The following is an 18440-nucleotide window of genomic DNA, read 5'->3' on the forward strand; positions in this document are numbered from 1 at the left end:
CACAATCCTCAACGCCATGATCAGGGACCAAAAACCATGGCAACCCGCTTGAAATCCAAGACAGTCGCTCTCCCCGTATAGCAGGGCTATCGCATATGAGTGATCGCCTTGATGAGATAGTCGTCGTTCCAGGCGCATTTCTTGATGCGATGGCTGATGGGAACTTTGGCAGCATCGGCGGCCTGAAGGATGTTTCTAGCGAGGCGATTGAGAAGGGCTGTGTTGGCGGGAGCATTATCCTTGCGGGCACGGCTGAGATCCTCATCGAGATGGACATCGAGCATCCAATGCAGGCTGTTCTCGATCTGCCAATGAGCTCTGGTGAGGTCGAGCGCCCGCTGAGGCGACATGAGCGTGGAGGCCATGAACAGGCGCATCAACGGCTTGGCCTGATCGCGTCGGCTGGTGATGCGGATGAAGGCCAGGTGGCCGGGCATCAACGGCTCGGCCGCCGGCACGATCTCGGCTTGCCGCCATTCGTTGCGGCCGTGGCTGGTCTCGGTCCGCTCGGCAATGGAAGGGGTCGCGTCGGCCAGTTGCAGGTTGGCACGGCGCAGCCAATGACGCCGGTTGCCCTTCAGCGCAAGCAGGTAATCGCCACCTCTTTGGGTAATGGCCGCAGCCATGCGGGTATGGCAGTGGAGCGCGTCGGCGGTGACCAATCTACCCGTAAGATCAATGAGTTCGACGACTTTGAGCGCGGCCTCGACTTCGTTCTCACCATCACTCGGCGAGACTGCCGCCAGGCACAGCCGGGTCTCGACCGCGAAGGCCGACACCGTCAACGGCGGACTGGCTGCCAAGCCCTTCTCGTAGGCCCGCCGCAAAGCCTTGCCGTCAAGCGATACCACCTCGGGCGTCTCTCGGCTGGCTCGGGCGAAAGCTGCGGCAAAGGCGGCAAAGGCGCGACCGAAGGCCTCCGGGTCGAGCAGGCGCAGCAGCCGCGAGAAAGTGTCGTGGCTGGGAGCTGCGTCATAGTCGATCAGCCGCGACAGCGCTGGCTTGCGCTCCTGTGCGAACAAGGCAAATTCCGTCGCATTGCTGGCACCGCACAGGCTTGCCGCGATCATCATCACGATCAGGTCGCCAAGCCGGTGCGTGGCGTTGGGCGCGCGGGGATCAGGCACCGCGCCAAAGTAGCTCTCAAGGCAGGAAATGGCAGTCGCTCCTTCGCTCAACTGCCTCTCCAAAGAATCCTTTCTCAGCCTAAACTCAACCCCAAAAGTGCCATATGCGATTCCCCTGCCCCGTATAGGGACGGGGAGAGGGGCGCTGTCCCTATGATTTCGCCAACCGCTGGCGTTGCGGCCAGCTACTTTCTCCCCGTTCTACGGGGAGAAATGCCCGGCAGGGCAATGAGGGGCGGCGCCGACATCGAAGATTGGCATTCCGCACCATTGAAATGCCGATCCGCGGAAGCCTTTAGACGACAAAGAAATCCTCGATACGCTGCCTGGCCCCAAGCAGCGCGGGCAGGATTTCCCGTTCCATCTCGGCAACCGAGAACCGCGCCGACTGCGTCGACACATTGATGGCCGCGACCGTGTTTCCCGAGCGGTCGCGGATCGGCACGGCGATGGAGCGCAGGCCGAGTTCCAGCTCCTCGTCGACGATGGCGAAGCCGTTCTTCCTCGCTTTGGCGATGGCCTTCGCCAGCAGGGGCCTGTCGGTGATCGTCTTGGCCGTTCTTCTCTCGATCGACGCGCGGCTGAGAAAGGTGTCCAATTCTTCAGGCGTCAGCCCGGCGAGCAGCATGCGGCCCATCGAGGTGCAATAGGCCGGCAGCCTGGTGCCGACATCCAGCGAGACGCTGAGGATGCGGCGGCCAGGAATACGGGCGACGTAGACGACATCCTCGCCCGAGAGGATCGCCGCCGAACAGGCCTCGTTCAACTGCGCCGCCACCGCGCGCATGATGGGGGCCGCGAAGCTCCATAGCGAGGCGCCGCCGAGCCATGTGCGGGCAACGGTCAGCAGACGTGGCGACAGCGAAAACACGCGGCCGGCCTGTGTGGCATAACCGGTCGCGACCAAGGTCAGCAGGAATCGCCTGGCGCCAGCCCGGGTCAGGCCGGCTTCCTCCGCCATTTCGGTCAGCGTCATGCCCGAAGGGTGGCGGGCGAGGATCTCCATGACGACGAGTCCGCGCTCAAGCGAGCCGACGTGATCACGGGAAACAGCCCCTTCGTTCATCTGACCTCCATACCAAAGGCTACCGTCGCCCGGATTGACTCCCGGCTCCGGTCAGCATAAGTATCGCATACAATACATCTGTTCGCAATGCGAACTTTCTGGAATGGAGCGCTGGCGATGGTCAAGTTCCTGCCGCTCAAACAGGCGGTGGCCGCGAACCTCAATAATGGCGACAGCGTCGCGTTCGAAGGCTTCACCCATCTGATCCCAACGGCGGCGGCGCATGAGGCCATCCGCCAGGGGTTTCGCGATCTGACCCTGATCCGGATGACGCCGGACCTGATCTACGACCAGATGATCGGCATGGGCATGGCGAAGAAAATCATCTTTTCCTATGTCGGCAACCCCGGCGTCGGCCTGCTGCGGCGTGCTCGCGATTCGATCGAGAACGGCTTCCCCAGGTCGATCGAGATCGAGGAACACAGCCATGCCGGCATGGCCAACGCCTATGAGGCAGGGGCGGCCGGCCTGCCCTGCGCGGTGTTTCGCGGCTATCGCGGCGCCGGGCTGGCCGATGTCAATCCGAACATCAAATCGGTCACCTGTCCGTTCACTGGCGAGGTGCTGGCGGCTGTTCCCTCGATCCGGCCCGATGTCACCTTCATCCATGCACAGAAGGCCGACCGCAAAGGCAATGTGCTGGTCGAGGGCATCATCGGTATTCAGAAGGAAGCGGTGCTGGCGGCCAGGCGCGCGGTGGTGACGGTGGAGGAAGTGGTCGACAATTTCGACGATCTGCACCCCAATTTGACGGTGCTGCCGCGCTGGACGATCACGGCGATCTCGGTCGTGCCCGGTGGCTCTCACCCCTCCTACGCACATGGCTATTATGCGCGCGACAATGCCGCCTATCTCGAATGGGACGAGATCGCCGCTGACCGTAGCAAGTTCCAGGCGTGGATGCAGGCGAATGTCATCGGCAAGAGCGCCGGTGATTTCGCGGCCCGCGTCGAACATCTGAGGAAAGCGGCATGAGCGGGAATGCATTGGGTTTCACCCCCAACGAGATGATGACCATCGCCGCCAGCCGCGCGTTGAAGAACGACGATGTCTGTTTCGTCGGCATCGGTGCGCCCTCCGCCGCTTGCAACGTGGCGAGGCTGACGCATGCACCCGACATCACGCTGATCTATGAGAGCGGCACGATCGGCACCGCGCCGCAAGTGCTGCCGCTGTCGATCGGCGATGGCGAACTGTCCGAAACCGCGGTCACCACCGTCGCGGTGCCGGAAATGTTCCGCTACTGGCTGCAGGGTGGCCGCATCTCGATCGGTTTCCTCGGGGCTGCCCAACTCGATAAGTTCGGCAACATCAACACCACTGTTATCGGCGACTATTTCCACCCCAAGACCCGGCTTCCCGGCGGCGGCGGTGCACCCGAGATCGCGACCTCGTCGAAGGAGATCTACATCACCATGGCGCAGAGCAAGCGCGGCATGGTCGAAAAGATCGACTTCTTCACCTCCTTCGGCCATGGCGAGGGCGGCGACCATCGCAAGCGGCTCGGCATCGACACAGCTGGGCCGACCTTGCTGATCACCGACCTTGCCATCTGGAAGCCGGACCCGGTGACCAAGGAGTTCACCGTTGTGTCGCTGCATCCTGGCGTCACCCGCCAGCAGGTGCAGGACACCTGTGGCTGGGTGGTTAAGTTCGCCGAGGCGCTTGACGAGACGCCGGCGCCAAGCGAACTCGAACTCAATACATTGCGCGACCTGCAGGCCCGCACCAAGGCGGCGCATGAGGGGACCGGAAAAGCAAAGGCTGCATGACATGGCCGAGGCCTATATCTGTGACTACATCCGCACACCGATCGGCCGCTTCGGCGGTTCCTTGTCCTCGGTGCGTGCCGACGATCTCGGCGCTATCCCGCTGAAGGCGTTGGCCGAGCGCAATACCGGCATCGATTGGCAAGCGGTCGACGATCTCGTCTATGGCTGCGCCAACCAGGCGGGCGAGGACAACCGCAACGTGGCACGCATGGCGCTGCTGCTGGCCGGTCTGCCGAAGGAAATCCCGGGCTCGACCGTCAATCGCCTGTGCGGCTCCGGCATGGATGCGCTGACCATCGCGGCGCGCGCCATCAAGGCCGGCGAGGCGGAGTTGATGATCGCCGGCGGCGTCGAATCCATGAGCCGCGCGCCCTTCGTCATGCCCAAGGCGGACACGGCGTTTTCGCGCAATGCCGAGATCCACGACACCACCATCGGCTGGCGCTTCATCAATCCGCTGATGAAGAAGCAGTATGGCGTCGATTCGATGCCCGAGACGGGCGAGAACGTCGCCGAGGATTTTGCCGTCTCGCGCGCGGATCAGGATGCCTTCGCCGTGCGCAGCCAGGACAAGGCCGTCGCCGCGCAGGCCAATGGCCGGCTGGCCAGGGAAATCACGCCGGTGACAATCCCGCAGCGCAAGGGCGATGCGATTGTCGTCTCGAAAGACGAGCATCCCCGCGCCGGAACGACGATCGAGGCGCTGGCCAAATTGCCCACACCATTCCGGCAAGGCGGCACGGTGACGGCCGGCAACGCGTCGGGTGTCAATGACGGGGCGGCGGCATTGGTCGTTGCCTCGGAAGCGGCGGCGAAGAAATACGGCCTGGCGCCGATCGCCCGCATCCTCGGCGGCGCCGCCGCCGGCGTCGCGCCGCGCATCATGGGCATCGGCCCGGCACCGGCGACGCAGAAACTATGCGCGCGGCTTGGCCTGACGCCACAACAGTTCGATGTCATCGAGCTTAACGAAGCCTTTGCCTCGCAAGGCATCGCCGTGCTGCGCCAACTCGGCATCGCCGAGGATGCCGGGCACGTCAACCCGAATGGCGGCGCCATCGCGCTCGGCCATCCGCTTGGGATGTCGGGCGCCCGCATATCCGGCACCGCGGCGCTGGAGCTTCGCGAGCGTGGCGGCCGCTATGCACTCGCCACCATGTGCATCGGCGTCGGCCAGGGCATCGCCATCGCGCTCGAACGGGTCTGATCGACCATATTCCCGGCCGGGCCAGCAGAGCGCTTGGGTCGGGTCCATCAAATTTGACCATGTGGACAAAAGTACGGACCCGTTCCATAGTTCCCCGTCTGATTTTTAGAACAGCCGGCTCGACACGGCTGTCGAACAGAGGGGACTGCAATGGAAAACCGGAAGAATAAATCTCGATCGGCACGCGACGGGCTGTCGCGGCGCAACGTGCTGGAACTGGGCGCGCTTGGTCTGGCAGCGGCGATGCTGCCGGGTGCCGCCTTCGCCAAGGACAAGAAGCTGAAGGTGGCGGCGATCTTCGCCACGCCGATCGAGGAACCATGGGACAACCAGATCCATGTCGCCCTGCAGAAGGCCGAGAAGGAACTGGGCATCGAATACAAATGGTCGGAGAAGGTGCAGACCGCCGATTTCAGCCGCGTCATGCGCGAATATGCGCAAGGCGGATACGAACTGGTGCTGGGCGATGCCTTCGCCGCCGAGCGCGAATCGCGCCGCACGGCCAAGCAGTTTCCCAAAACCGCGTTCCTGTTCGGCTCCGGCGCAGGCCCTGCCGAGCCCAATTTCGGTGTGTTCGACAACTGGATCCATGAGCCGGCCTATCTCTCCGGCATGATCGCCGGAAAGATGTCGAAGTCGGGCACGGTCGGCGCCGTGGCGGCGATGGGCATTCCGGAAGTGAACCGGCTGGTCAATGCCTTTTTCGCCGGCGCCAAGGAGGTCAATCCGAACGTCAAGAAGAAGGTCGCCTTCATCGGCTCCTTCTTCGATCCGCCCAAGGCCAAGGAGGCGGCTGTCGCACAGATCGATGCCGGCGCCGATGTCATCTATGCCGAACGATTCGGCGTCATCGAAGCGGCGGTGGAGAAGAAGGTGTTCGCCATCTCCAACATGTCCGACCAGTCGAGCCTCGGTCCCGATACGGTCATCACCGGCCCGGTCTGGGACATGTATCCGACGGTCGAGCAGGCGATCAAGCTGGTCAAGGCCGGGGTCTACACGGCGCAGGATTATGGCGATTTCTCGCGCATGGCCAAGGGCGGCTCCTATCTGGCGCCCTTCCACAAATTCGACAAGACACTGCCAGCCGACGTCAAGGATCTGGTCGAGAAGAAGAAGGCCGAGATCCTGGAAGGCAATTTCCGCGTCGATGTGGACGAGAACACACCGGTTTCGGATTGATATTTCACCCTCCCCCTTGTGGGGAGGGTCGATCCGCGAAGCGGATCGGGGTGGGGGTCTCGTAGGGCGCACCCCCACCCCGTCTCGCGATCTTCGCTACGCTGCGATCGCAAGCCGACCCTCCCCACAAGGGGGAGGGTGAAGAGCCACGCCAAGCCATTTCAACGGATGAAAACCTTGCCTGCCCCACTCATCGAAATGCGCGGCATCACCAAGAGCTTCGGCGCGGTGAAGGCGAACGAGGCTGTCGATCTCAGCGTCGCACCGGGCGAAATCCTTGGGCTGCTGGGCGAGAACGGCGCCGGCAAGACGACGCTGATGAATGTACTGTTCGGCGCCTACGCGCCGGACGCCGGGGAAATCCTGATCCAGGGCCGGCCGGTGCGGATCACCAGTTCGGCGGACGCGCTGGCCGCGGGTATCGGCATGGTGCACCAGCATTTTCACCTCGCGCCACGGCTGACGGTGCTGGAGAACCTGCTCATAGGCATTCCCGGCAAGTCGGGACGGATCGACAGCGCCGGCGGGCTGACGCGGCTGGCCGAGATCGGCCGGCAGCATGGGCTGACGCTCGATCCCGACGTGCCGGTCTCGGCGCTGTCGGTCGGCGAGCAGCAGCGGCTGGAAATCGTCAAGGCGCTGTTTCGCGGCGCCAAGCTCCTGATCCTCGACGAGCCGACCGCCGTGCTGGCGCCGAGCGAGGTCGACGGGTTGTTTTCGGCGCTGCGCTCGATGGCGGCGCAGGGCCTCGGCATCATCTTCATTTCGCACAAGCTCAACGAGGTGCGGGCGCTCACCCATCGCTGCACGGTGCTGCGGCATGGCCGCGTCGCCGGCCGTGTCGACGATCCGGCCAACACGACGTCCGCGGCAATGGCGCAGTTGATGTGCGGCCATGAGATCGTGCCGCCGGCAAGGGGATCATCGACGCCGGGCGAACCGGTGCTCACCCTCGACGGCATCTCCACCTCGAAGCATTCGGGCACGGCGCTGCGCGGCGTATCGCTTGCCGTCGGCGCCGGTGAAATCCTCGGCATCGCCGGGGTTTCGGGCAATGGCCAGCGGGCGCTGGCGGAAGTGATCTCCGGTATGATTTCGCCCGAGGCCGGCCGGATGATCATAGCCGGCAAACGAGTGACGCGCTTCACCCCGCGCGAGGTGCAGGCGCTCGGTCTCGGCCGCATACCGGAAGACCGCATGACAACCGGCCTGGTCACCAACCTGCCGCTGGCCGATTCCATGGTGCTGCCGCGCATCGGCACATCAGCGTTCAGCAGCAAGGGCCTGCTCAAGCCCGACGCGATCCGTGCCTTCGCCGAGGCGCAGATCAAGGCCTATGACATACGCTGCCCCGGGCCGATGACGCGCGCCGGGGCGCTGTCCGGCGGCAACCTGCAGAAGGCACTGCTGGCGCGTGAACTCGCCTTCGATCCGAAAGTGCTTGTTGTCTCGCAGCCGACGCGCGGCCTCGACATCGGCGCTGCCCGCTTCATCCATGAAAAATTCCTCGACATGCGGGCCAAGGGCTGCGGCATCGTCATCATCGGCGAGGATCTGGAGGAACTGGTGGTGCTCTGCGATCGCATCGCGGTGATGTATGAGGGCCGCATCGTCGGCACGCTTGACAGCGGCGCTGCCACCGTCGCCCGGCTCGGTCTCTTGATGACCGGCGCGGAGGGGAGGGCGTAGCATATGGGTTTGCCTCGTTTTTTCGTATCGTCAACCAGCCTCGCTTTGCTCGATGTCAAGTTTGAGCGCGCCTCGTTCCAAAGCAACGGCTTCATGCTGATTTTGGACGTTGGCGCCGCCCCTCACCTGCCTGCCGGTATCCTCTCCCCGTATAGGGACGGGGAGAGGGGAACCTTCATCGCCGCTTTCGCCAATGACCAACGTTGCAGGACAGGTGCCAGGGATGCGGCCAGCCTCCTTCTTCCCGTCCCTATACGGGGAGAAGGTGCCGGCAGGCGGATGAGGGGCGGCGCCAGTGCCTGGCGGGCGGAGGGCCATATTTGATGTTTCGCCTGGAAGTCCGCAACTCGACGCCCGCCTGGTTCAACCTTGCGCTGCCGTTGCTGGCGATCGCCGCCACGCTCATCCTGTGCAGCGGCCTCATCGCGCTGGCCGGTGCCGGCGTGCTCGAATCCTATGGCGTGATGTTCACGGCCTCGCTCGGCGACAGCTACGCGATCACCGAAACGCTGGTGCGCGCCGCGCCGATGATCTTCACCGGCCTGGCGGTCGCGGTCGCCTTCCGGGCCAAATTCTGGAACATCGGGGCCGAGGGGCAGTTGCTCGCCGGCGCGGTGGCCAGCTGCTTTGTCGGCGCGATCCCGATGCCGGGTCCGCTCGCCATGCTGTCGATGGCGATCGCCGGCGCCGCGGCCGGCGCCGCCGTCGCGCTCATCCCGGCGACGCTGCGGGTAAGATTCAAGGTCGACGATGTCGTCAGTTCGCTGCTGCTCAACTCCGTCATCTATTACGCGCTGATGGCGCTGATCGAGGGGCCGTGGAAGGACAGCTTCAGCGGCTATCCGATCTCGCCGCCGATCGAGGATTCGGCGAATTTCCCGGTGCTGATCGAAGGCACGCGGCTGCATCTCGGCGTTGTCGTGGCGCTGGTCGCGGCGCCGTTGATCTGGTTTCTGATCGTGCGCACCACGCTTGGATTCAAAATCCGGGTCACCGGCGAAAACCCTGAAGCAGCCAGATATGGCGGCATCAATGTGCAGCGCGTGCTGCTGTCGACGGCGCTGCTCTCCGGCGCATTGGCGGGGCTCGCGGGCGTCGGCGAGGTCGGCGGCGTGCATTTCCAGGTGATGAGCGACATCTCGCCGGGTTACGGCTATTCCGGCATCGTGGTCGCCATGCTGGCGCGGCTCAACCCGCTCGGCGTGGTGCCGGCGGCGATTTTTCTGGCCGCCGTGATGACCGGCGCCGAGGCGATGTCGCGGGCGACCGGTGTTCCGGCCTTCCTCAGCGATGTCATCCAGGGCACCGCATTGCTCGCCATGCTGGTGGCGCTGCTGTTCACCGCCTATCGCATCCGCCGTGTCGGAGCAGCCAGATGAGCGTGGTGCTGGAACAGATCTTTCAGGTCGGCTTTTTGGCAGCCATCATCCGCATCGCCACGCCGCTGGCCTTTGCCACCCTCGGCGAAATGTTCTCCGAACGGGCCGGCGTGCTCAATCTCGGCATCGAAGGCATCATGCTGCTCTGCGCGATGACCGGCTTCACCGCCACCAGCCTCAGCGGCAGCCTGTGGCTGGGGGTCCTGGTGGCAGTGCTGACCGGCATGCTGATGAGCGCGCTGCATGCGCTGTTCACCGTGGCGCTCGGCCTCAGCCAGCATGTCTGCGGCATCGGCGTGACCTTGTTCAGTTCGGGGCTCGCCTATTTCCTCTACCGGCTGATCTTCGGGCAGCAATCGGTGCCGCCGAGCATAAAGGGTTTTCAGACGCTGCCGATCCCGGTGCTGTCCGATATTCCGGTCCTCGGGCCGGCCGTGTTCAACCAGTTCGCGCTGGTCTACATGGCGATCCTGGCCATCCCACTGGCGGCCTTCGTGCTTTACCGCACGCCCTGGGGGCTGTCGGTGCGCATGGTCGGCGAAAATCCGCGCGCCGCCGATTCCGCCGGTGTCAGCGTGATCGCCACGCGCTTCCAGGCTGTCATCCTCGGCGGCGCCTTGATGGGCCTAGCCGGCGCCTTTCTGTCCATGGCGCAGTTCAACGCCTTCACTTTCGGCGTCGTGTCCGGGCGTGGCTGGGTGGCGATCGCGCTGGTCGTGTTCGGCCGCTGGGACCCATGGCGCTCGGCGGGCGCGGCGCTGCTGTTCGCCTTCGTCGATGCCCTGCAACTGCGCATGCAGGCAAGCGGGCTGGGGCATATCCCCTACGAAGCGTTCCTGATGCTGCCCTTCATCTTCACCATCGTCGCGATGGCGTTCATGTCGCGCAACGCGGTAGCGCCATCGGCACTGCTCAAGCCGTTTCGGCGGGAAGAGCGGTAGCGCGGGTCCAGCGCTTCGTTCACGCCACAGCGAGCAGAAGCTTTCGGCGCCGCGCTGCCCCTCATTGCCCTGCCGGGCATTTCTCCCCGTATAAGTGACGGGGAGAAAGGTCGCGTCGTCGATGTCTTCGCCAATCGCCAGCGTTGCACGTTGGGTGCCACCGTTACGGCCGGCAGGCAGATGAGGGGCAGCGCCGACATCGGCAGAAGTTCACATCGCCGTAAAGCCGTTATCGACAAACAGATGCGCGCCGTTGACGAAGCTGGACTCGTCGCTGGCGAGGTAAAGTGCTGCCTTCGCCACCTCTTCCGGCTCGCCGATGCGCCCCTGTTGCGCCGCAAGGGCTGCGTCCGAGACATCGACACCGAGCTTTCCCAGATCGGCGACCTCGCGCAGGCCGTGCGGCGTGCGTATGAAGCCCGGGCAGACCGCGTTGCAGCGGATATTACGGTCGCGGAACTCGACGGCGATGGCGCGCGCGAACATGTGGCAGGCGCCCTTTGTGGTGTCGTAGAGCACTTCGTTCGGCGTCGCCGCCACCGCCGAGATCGACGAGGTGCAGACGATCGAGCCGCCGCCCGCCGCGATCATGCCGGGCAGCACGGCGCGCGTCATCAGGAACATCGATCGGACATTGACGGCATGCAGCCAGTCCCATTCCTGCAGCGTCGTCTCCAGGAACGGCTTGATGACGATGGTGCCGGCATGGTTGAACAGCACGGTGACCGGGCCGAGTTTCTCGACTGCCCCTTTTACCGCCGCCTCGACCTGTGCTTCGTCGGAAACGTCGGCGACAAAGTGCTCGGCGATCTGGCCGCGCGCCCGGATCGCCGCCGCCGTCGTCGCCGCCGCTTCGCCGTTGCGGTCGATGATCGCCACCTTGGCGCCCTCGGCGGCGAACAGCTCCGAAGCCGCTCCGCCCATTCCCGTCGCGCCGCCCGAAACGATGGCGACCTTGCCGGCCAGTCTCGCGCCCACTCTTCAACCCCCATGTCGCGTTGGATAATGTCTTGTTGTGCGATGCTATCCCTGATGCGCGGAGCGGCCAATGCACGAATTGGGTCTGCAAGGACAGAGGATAGGTCCATTGAGGCTGGCGTTGCGGCGCCGATAATCCCACCGGAGGCCTTCCAGGCCTACCAATAAGCAAACCATCGCCAATTTTCGGCCGAGTGTGAGAAAATTATTCTGCAGCGTGCCCGAAAATAGCACTCGACAAAGTCTACAAGTTTTATAGATTAATTGATGAGACGGAGGTCGATATGTCCTATATCCAGAACGCTCAGACTGACAGCAGCGGCCAGAGGTTGGCCAATGCCCAGACCTTCCGCCCGGCCTATGCCGGTGCCTTCGCCTATGTCGTCTTTGCCCTTGCGTTCGTGTTCACCGGGGCCGTTGTCCTGGGCTTCATTCCCTGAGCGCTTTAATCGCCAGGGTTTAGCGGCCCGGCGCTTCCATGCATTCGCAGTCGATGAACCGGATTCCGGTCTGCCTTCGCGCGACCGGTGATCACCGCATCCAGTGAGTCCAGAAATGGAGGAAATGGCAATGCCGATCGCGTTCACGCATGTTCCAGGCAAGACGGCCGAGGCCGCGGTTCCTTTCTTCTACGACTTTGCCGAGACCGCGACCAAGCTCGGGCTGATCGAGGATGGTGGTTTCCAGAAGATCGTCGTCGACGATCCGGCCGGGCTGCTGACCAACATGGATCTCGCGGCCCAGGTGCTCAATCGCACGGCGTCGCTGGAAGTGGTGCTGACCCATTGGGCCGGCGTGATCGAACCGACGGCGGCGGCCCGCCAATTGGCATCGATCGACAGGGAGAGCGGCGGACGGCTGGCGCTCAGGATGATCAGCGAGCCGTTGAACGACGACGATGCCGAGGCGCGGCCGGTTGGGCATGGCGTCATCTGGCAGCGGATCGACGAATATCTGGTGCTGTTGAAGCGGCTGTGGTCGAATGACCTGCCCTTCGACCATGAAGGCGCTTTTTACAGCATCGAGGGCGGCTACGTGCCGCGCAAGGGTCCTCATGGCCTCGACCTCGTGATCCGCATGGGCGGGCAATCGGGAACGGCGCTGAAAGTGGCCGGCCGGCATGCCGATGTCTTCGAACTGTCGCCGGGCTCGATCGACGAGGTCCGGCACCTGATGGAACGGGTGCGCGGGGCCGCCGCCGAACATGGCCGGGCCGGCAGGCTGCGTTTCGCGCTTCCGGTCAGGATTCACTGGGGTAGCTCGCTCGCGGGTCATAGAGCGGCCGACCTTTCCGGGCCGCCGGCCCAGGCCGCCCTGTCGCTGCTTGCCTATGCCGGGCTCGGCATCGATGAATTCATGATCGTCGGCGTCGACACGCCGCGTGAGATCGCGACAATCGGCCGGGAGACGATCGCCCTGCTCCGCAACTCGCTGGCACGCCGCGAAGCCAGCGAATTCCAGCCTGGCGCTTACGCGCCGCGCACGGGGCTGGAGACGCGGGCGGCGAGCTGAAGCCTTTTTAATCCCCAAGTGTCCCGCGCCTGTCGCCGAGCCGCGACAGGCCGTCGATGACGGCTCTTGAATCAGCCAGAACGCCGAAGACGCCGTCCTCCACCGTCACCATGTGAAGCGCCGCCTCGTGGGCTCTCTGGTCGCCGCTCGCACAGGCGTCCGAGATCGTCAGGCACTGAAAATTGCGGTCGCAGGCTTCGCGCAGCGTTGTGTGGACGCAGACATCGGTCGTGCAGCCGGAAAACATCAGATGCGTGATGCCTCGGGCACGCAGCACAAGCTCGAAATCCGTATAGGTGAAGGCGCTGTTGCAGGTCTTGTCGACGATGATGTCGTGCGGCCCGACGTCGACCTCCGGGACGATCTGGAAACCCTGGCCCGAGCGCAAAAGAATGTCCGTGCCGTCCAGGCCGGCGCGCTTGCGGCGCCATTTCTCGTAAGGCGTCATGTCGGCCATGTCGGCACGATAGCCCTGCCTTGTGTGGATGACCGTGACGCCGGCGGCGCGGGCGGCGCCGATCAGCCGGTTCACGGCCGGCAGGATGGCCCGCAGCGGCGAGGGGTCGTATCCCTTTCTGGCGAAATAGCCCGCCGTCGAGAGAAAGTCCTGCTGCAGGTCGATGACGACCAGCGCTGTGTTTTCGGCCACCAGCCTGCCGTCATAGGGGTAGTCGAAGGGCGTTGCCTTGATCATCCGGAGCTCCCTGTTGCCCGAGTCATTCTAGCGATTCTCCATCAGGGCGGCGAGGCGCGGATACGGGCGTGTGGTGCCGATGACGCGATCGGCGCCCTTGGGTCACACATCGTCATGACCGGTTGAGTGTTGCAGTCATCTTAAATGTTGACTAGTAAAGTCATGTTTCTTAGTCAATCGGCATCCGCCTGCCGCTGCACGGAGCGGCAGGCCGCTGTGAGAACAAGGAAGAACCTTTGTCCAGACATGGTATGTTGGCGGCGTTGGTCGCATCGGTGATCCTGTCGGGCGGCAACGCCACGGCCCAGCAACAGCCGGCCGGCACCGCCTCCGTGGTCGAGGCACCTGCGACGCCTTCGGGCGTGGTGTCCGCTGCTCCAGCCGCATCAGCGACCGCCGCGCCGGTGGCTGCCGCACCTTCGGGGGCGATGGAACCCAGCCTGCCGCACGACCTGTCGCCATGGGGCATGTTCATGGCCGCCGACATGATCGTGAAGGCGGTGATGAGCGGACTGGCCTTCGCTTCCCTTGTCACCTGGACGATATGGCTGGCCAAATCGCTGGAGATTTTCGGCGGCAAACTGCGCATCCGCCGCGCCGTTCGGGCGATCGGCGATGCCGCCACCTTGAAGCAGGCGAGCCGCGCGCTGGGCCGCAGCGGCGGCCCTGGCGTCCTTCTTGTGCGGGCGGCGGAGGAAGAGACAGCCCTTTCGGCTGGCGCGCTCGATCAGGTCGGCGGTGACGGTCTGAAGGAACGGATCACCTCACGGCTGTCGCGCATCGAAGCGGCGGCCTCGCGGCGCATGTCGCGCGGCACCGGCGTGCTGGCAACGATCGGTTCGACGGCGCCCTTCGTCGGCCTGTTCGGCACCGTCTGGGGCATCATGAACGCCTTCATCGGCATCTCGCAGGCGCAGACCAGCAATCTCGCCGTGGTCGCGCCGGGTATCGCCGAAGCGCTGCTGGCCACCGCGATGGGGCTCGTCGCCGCCATACCGGCCGTCGTCATCTACAACATGTTCGCGCGCTCGATAGCCGGCTACCGGCAAATCCTCGCCGACGCCTCGGCGGGAGTCGAGCGGCTGGTCAGCCGTGATCTGGATTTCCGCACGGTGGCGCCGGCAAAGGCCTTGGCGGCGGAGTAGCGGAGCGGCGCCATGGGAAGCAGAATCCGCCAGACCATGGACGACGATCTCGAGGAAAATCACGAGATCAACGTCACGCCTTTCATCGATGTCATCCTGGTGCTGCTGATCATCTTCATGGTCGCCGCTCCGCTGGCGACGGTGGACGTCAATGTCGATCTGCCGGGCTCGACCGCCAGGCCCGCGCCGCGGCCGGAGACGCCACTGTTCCTGACATTGAAGGAGGATCTCACCCTGGCGATCGGCAACGATAGCGTGCCGCGCCAGGACTTCGCCGCGTTCCTGGATGGCAGGACCAAGGGCGACAAGCAAACGCGCATCTTCCTGCGCGCCGACAGGGCGGTCGGCTATGGCGATCTGATGAAGGTGATGAACCTTTTGCGCGGCGCCGGCTATCTGAAGATCGCGCTGGTCGGTCTGGAGACGGCGCCCGGGGCCGATGCGCAGGCATACGCACCGTCTGGAACGGCCGCGCCATGACACGTCCTGCCGCCTCGCCCGCGATGGCGCTGTCGCGCTTCGGTTGGCGCGATCTCGGCTCGTGGGCGGGAGCGGCGGCGCTGGTGCTGGGAGCCCATGTCGCGGTCGCCTATGTGCTACAAAGCTTCAGTCCGATGGAGACGGACGGTGGGCCGCCGCCGGCCGCGGTGATTGAAATGGCGCCGATGGTGATGACGCCGGCGGTGCCCGAACAAGCCGCGACACTGGGTGCGGCGATATCCGACCCGGCCGAGCCGACACCGAAGACGGAACCGGATCCTCAGGAGCAGGTCGACAGGGCGGAGCCGGTTGTCGCGCGGTCGGAAGCCACGCCGCCTGCCGATGCCGAACCTGTCCAGGCCGAGATGGCCGAGCGGGTCGATGAGACACCGCCGGATGAGGTCATCCCGGATATCGTCGAGGCCGTCGCACCCGACTTGGTCGTTCCGCTGCCGCAACCAAAGCCCGTGGAAGCGCCCAAGGAAAAGAAACCGGTCGAAGCCAAGGCGAATAAGCCGGTCGAAAAGCCCAAGCCACGACCGAAGAAGGCACGGGCCGAGCCGGCAAAGACGGTTGCCACCGCAAGCGCGGAGACAAAGCCCGCGGCCAAGGCGGCCGCGCCGAAATCGGCAGCCGGGGTTTCAGGTACCAGCCCGGCCAAGTGGGAGTCCCGGCTGACGGCATGGATCAACCGGCACAAGCGCTACCCAGGCGCCGCGAGATCCAGGCGCTCGCAGGGCAATACGAATGTGGCGTTCACTGTGGATGCCTCGGGGCAGGTGATATCGGCGCGCGTGGTCCGTTCTTCGGGCGATCCTGAGCTCGATCGCGCCGCGCTCGCCGTGCTGCGGGGCGCCACGGTGCCGGCGCCGCCGGCGGAACTGGGCCCGCGCGTCAGCCGCACGGCGCCCTTCGTGTTCAGTTTGCGCGACTAGAGAAATTCCAGGAAGGCGTGCAGTGGTTTCCGCCCGGAATTGCCTCAAAACAAGACGAGTGGAGTTGCTCAGCTCATCGCCTGGCACAGCGCTTCAACCTGTTCCAGGTAGAAGCGGCATTTCGAGCGCAGGATCCCGAGGTTGGCGTCGTTGGCGCCTTTGATGTCGATGGTTTGCATCATGAAATCGAAATGGGCGTGAAAGGCGTCTACCGCGCCCCAGAGGCTGTCGGCCTGCCAGCTGTCGGCCATGGCCATGGAAATCAACTGCCGGGCCTCGACGCGCGCCGAGTCCGCCAATGCCGGCCGGGCTGCGATCAGGGCATGGAGCCGGCCGAAGATGCTTTCCCTGGCGTCGACGGTCCGGATGGTTGCAAGCATGTTCATCTGCGGGTTCCCCTCAAATCTCTGCGCATGAATGTTCATTTTGCGGGCTGCCAGCGATCAAGGCGGCGATCATTGCCGGATCCGATCGCCGGCCCCCGATGTTGGCAGCCTCGGCGTCGGTCTGCTCGAACCAGTAGACCAGGCCGTCGCGGTCGAGGTCGGCGGCGGCTTTTTTCAGGAGCAGGCCTTGCAGCGCACAGAGTGTCCCCCACCGGTTCGGCCGCAAGCCCGCCAGCGCGCACAGGACTGACGGCTGCATCCGCTACGCTCGCCTTGGCTGAGCGTGGTCCTTTGCATGCGGCTTGGGATGCATCGGATTGCCGCTGAGTTGCGCATGCCTTGCCGGCCGGGCGCCGCGCAGAACATCGAATGCTTCGGCATAGGCCATGCCAAGCAAATAGGAGATCATGGGGAAACGGCCTGCTTCGGCCATCTGCACGAGCTCGTTGGTCATCGACGCGATATATTGAAGACTATCGATCTCTGACTGACGTAAGGACTGATTGGCCACGTGCTACTCCTGTATCTGATGGAACTCAGGGAACGCATTACCCGCCACACTGGACATACCGAGGCGGCTAATTGATGGACTGACCCGCCGCATGCCGGCTTGATTCCGGGGTCGAGAGGGTCAACGCATAGATGGGCGCGTCGGTGAGGCGGTCGAGGCCGAGAAGGCGCTTGATCGCCGAGTGGCTGAGAGCTGCCGTGGGACACGCCGACAGACCATGCTGGGTCGCCGCCAGCATCATGTTCTGGCCGATATGGCCAGCCTCGATCAGGACGACGCGGTAGGCGTTGGCATCCTCATATTTCCACATGGTGCGGTCGAACCTGGCGCACAGCAGGACCAGGCATGGCATGGTATCGGCCCATTCCTGCCCGCCGACCAGTTCCGAGATCTTCGGCAGGTGGTTGGCCGAGATCCTGCCGAGGTCGTGATCGGCGGCGGAATAATGGTAGACGCCGGGTTCCAGATCCTCGACGCCCAGCGCAACCACATAGGCCTCGTAGGGATTGCGCGCGCCGCCCGAGGGGGTCATGCCCAGCGGCAGGGCGCCGACGCAGTTGTTGGTTTCGCCGGTTATGCCCATGCCCGCGAACAGGCAGTCGGAGAGCTGCCGCGCGGTGATGGTGGGCGCGGCCGCGGCGCGGTTGGTGCGGCGACGCGCCATCAGGGCCAGTAGTTCGTTGTCATCCAGTGCGTTCGGCAGCCGAATGGCGCCCGTGGCATTTTTCAGCAGAAGGTCGGGCTGGGCGACATGACCGGCGCGTTCGATCTGCCGTGCCTCGGCCTGTTCGATGGTCATGAACTCGCTGTCCTGGACGCAGAAATGCATCAGCGCGGTCGGGATGCCCCAGTTCCACTGCCCGGAGAACTGCGTCTCCCGTTCGGCCAGCGGCGATCCGGCGGTGACCAGGGCGGAAAAATCCAGCAATTGCGGGACGACGGCATCAAGGTCGGATTTCGACCATCCACGGGCGCGCGCGATCTCCGCGGCAGAGGCCCATTCGTCCCAGGATGTGAGAAGACCAACCACCGCGGGGCTGCATTCGAAGACGCTTCGGGTCAGGAAATTGCAGGCCGTGACCTTGTTGGTCCCGGGGTAGAACACAAGTGTTTTTGAGGAGCGCATTTTCATGATGCTGAATGCCGTTTTTGAAAGCAAGGCGCCGACAGGGCGGACAGCCCGTCGGCGCCGAACGACTTCAGCGCTTGTTGTAGTGCATGCCCTGCGAGAAGAAGACGGTCTGCGTGCCTGCGGCAACCGTCAGCTTCGGGGCGTTGTTTACTTTCTTGGCCATTTCGTCCCTTTCCCGACCCCCAATGGGATCTGTTAAAAGATCCCCCAATAGCGGGATCCGCGAGAAGAAAGGTAAGTTCGGAAGAGTTAACGGTGTGTTAAAATTACAGTAAAGCTAGCGTGATCCAAAATATCTTTCTTT

Annotated in this window: 20 protein-coding genes; 12 read left to right on the plus strand and 8 right to left on the minus strand. The window is 64.3% G+C overall.

Going from position 1 to position 18440, the window contains the following annotated elements:
- Positions 1-86 precede the first annotated feature (86 nt).
- Positions 87-1178 carry an ISAs1 family transposase gene (locus tag FJ958_RS20410; protein ID WP_246679674.1) on the minus strand — a complete coding sequence of 364 codons (1092 nt, stop codon included), beginning with the start codon at positions 1176-1178 and terminating at the stop codon, positions 87-89.
- Between the two features lie 244 nt (positions 1179-1422).
- The gene (locus FJ958_RS20420) at positions 1423-2193 is read right to left on the minus strand and encodes an IclR family transcriptional regulator C-terminal domain-containing protein (protein ID WP_140744985.1); all 771 of its coding nucleotides are present in this window, start codon (positions 2191-2193) and stop codon (positions 1423-1425) included.
- Between the two features lie 117 nt (positions 2194-2310).
- Here FJ958_RS20420 and FJ958_RS20425 point away from each other — a divergent pair, with 117 nt between their 5' ends.
- From FJ958_RS20425 to FJ958_RS20460, 7 genes are all read left to right on the plus strand, one after another.
- Complete coding sequence (locus FJ958_RS20425) at positions 2311-3168, plus strand: CoA transferase subunit A (protein WP_140744986.1); 858 nt, start codon at positions 2311-2313, stop codon at positions 3166-3168.
- Positions 3165-3965, plus strand: a complete 801-nt coding sequence (locus FJ958_RS20430; protein ID WP_140744987.1) for a CoA-transferase subunit beta — start codon at positions 3165-3167, stop codon at positions 3963-3965. Before FJ958_RS20425 ends, FJ958_RS20430 begins: the two co-directional genes overlap by 4 nt.
- Before the next feature lies 1 nt (position 3966).
- Entirely contained in the window at positions 3967-5172 is a 1206-nt protein-coding gene (gene pcaF / locus FJ958_RS20435; RefSeq protein WP_140744988.1) for a 3-oxoadipyl-CoA thiolase, read from the plus strand.
- 150 nt (positions 5173-5322) lie between these two features.
- Positions 5323-6354 (plus strand): BMP family protein, encoded by a 1032-nt coding sequence (locus FJ958_RS20440; RefSeq protein ID WP_140744989.1) that lies wholly within the window; start codon positions 5323-5325, stop codon positions 6352-6354.
- Positions 6355-6531: 177 nt separating this feature from the next.
- Entirely contained in the window at positions 6532-8043 is a 1512-nt protein-coding gene (locus FJ958_RS20445; RefSeq protein ID WP_140744990.1) for an ABC transporter ATP-binding protein, read from the plus strand.
- Between the two features lie 323 nt (positions 8044-8366).
- Complete coding sequence (locus FJ958_RS20455) at positions 8367-9422, plus strand: ABC transporter permease (RefSeq protein WP_140744991.1); 1056 nt, start codon at positions 8367-8369, stop codon at positions 9420-9422.
- Positions 9419-10363: an ABC transporter permease gene (locus FJ958_RS20460; protein ID WP_140744992.1), complete on the plus strand. Its 945-nt coding sequence runs from the start codon at positions 9419-9421 to the stop codon at positions 10361-10363. The genes FJ958_RS20455 and FJ958_RS20460 overlap by 4 nt, the downstream gene beginning before the upstream one ends.
- A gap of 210 nt (positions 10364-10573) precedes the next feature.
- On the opposite strand, the gene FJ958_RS20465 is transcribed toward FJ958_RS20460, so the two are convergent.
- On the minus strand, positions 10574-11341 hold the full coding sequence (locus FJ958_RS20465; protein WP_140744993.1) for an SDR family oxidoreductase: 768 nt from the start codon (positions 11339-11341) through the stop codon (positions 10574-10576).
- A gap of 284 nt (positions 11342-11625) precedes the next feature.
- Between FJ958_RS20465 and FJ958_RS20470 the strand changes: the two genes are divergently transcribed.
- Positions 11626-11781 carry a hypothetical protein gene (locus FJ958_RS20470; protein ID WP_140744994.1) on the plus strand — a complete coding sequence of 52 codons (156 nt, stop codon included), beginning with the start codon at positions 11626-11628 and terminating at the stop codon, positions 11779-11781.
- Positions 11782-11911: 130 nt separating this feature from the next.
- Positions 11912-12853, plus strand: coding sequence for an LLM class flavin-dependent oxidoreductase (locus tag FJ958_RS20475; RefSeq protein WP_140744995.1), 942 nt, complete (start codon positions 11912-11914; stop codon positions 12851-12853).
- A 7-nt stretch (positions 12854-12860) separates the two neighbouring features.
- On the opposite strand, the gene FJ958_RS20480 is transcribed toward FJ958_RS20475, so the two are convergent.
- Positions 12861-13547 carry an isochorismatase family cysteine hydrolase gene (locus FJ958_RS20480; protein WP_140744996.1) on the minus strand — a complete coding sequence of 229 codons (687 nt, stop codon included), beginning with the start codon at positions 13545-13547 and terminating at the stop codon, positions 12861-12863.
- A gap of 236 nt (positions 13548-13783) precedes the next feature.
- Here FJ958_RS20480 and exbB point away from each other — a divergent pair, with 236 nt between their 5' ends.
- The 3 genes from exbB to FJ958_RS20495 are packed head-to-tail and all read left to right on the plus strand — an operon-like array spanning position 13784 to position 16107.
- Positions 13784-14692, plus strand: coding sequence for a tonB-system energizer ExbB (gene exbB / locus FJ958_RS20485; protein ID WP_140744997.1), 909 nt, complete (start codon positions 13784-13786; stop codon positions 14690-14692).
- A 12-nt stretch (positions 14693-14704) separates the two neighbouring features.
- Complete coding sequence (exbD, locus tag FJ958_RS20490) at positions 14705-15172, plus strand: TonB system transport protein ExbD (RefSeq protein ID WP_140744998.1); 468 nt, start codon at positions 14705-14707, stop codon at positions 15170-15172.
- Positions 15169-16107, plus strand: coding sequence for an energy transducer TonB (locus tag FJ958_RS20495; RefSeq protein WP_140744999.1), 939 nt, complete (start codon positions 15169-15171; stop codon positions 16105-16107). Before exbD ends, FJ958_RS20495 begins: the two co-directional genes overlap by 4 nt.
- 68 nt (positions 16108-16175) lie before the next feature.
- Here the strand turns inward: FJ958_RS20495 and FJ958_RS20500 are convergent, their stop codons facing one another.
- The 4 genes from FJ958_RS20500 to FJ958_RS20515 all read right to left on the minus strand — a co-directional run bounded on the left by FJ958_RS20500 (position 16176) and on the right by FJ958_RS20515 (position 18130).
- Positions 16176-16493, minus strand: coding sequence for a hypothetical protein (locus FJ958_RS20500; protein WP_140745000.1), 318 nt, complete (start codon positions 16491-16493; stop codon positions 16176-16178).
- Positions 16494-16506: 13 nt separating this feature from the next.
- Positions 16507-16752 carry a hypothetical protein gene (locus FJ958_RS20505; protein WP_140745001.1) on the minus strand — a complete coding sequence of 82 codons (246 nt, stop codon included), beginning with the start codon at positions 16750-16752 and terminating at the stop codon, positions 16507-16509.
- 3 nt (positions 16753-16755) lie between these two features.
- Positions 16756-17004, minus strand: a complete 249-nt coding sequence (locus FJ958_RS20510) for a hypothetical protein (RefSeq protein ID WP_140745002.1) — start codon at positions 17002-17004, stop codon at positions 16756-16758.
- A 67-nt stretch (positions 17005-17071) separates the two neighbouring features.
- Complete coding sequence (locus FJ958_RS20515; protein ID WP_246679675.1) at positions 17072-18130, minus strand: SagB/ThcOx family dehydrogenase; 1059 nt, start codon at positions 18128-18130, stop codon at positions 17072-17074.
- Positions 18131-18440 lie beyond the last annotated feature (310 nt).

Source organism: Mesorhizobium sp. B2-3-5 (assembly GCF_006442395.1).
Taxonomy (GTDB): Bacteria; Pseudomonadota; Alphaproteobacteria; order Rhizobiales; family Rhizobiaceae; genus Mesorhizobium.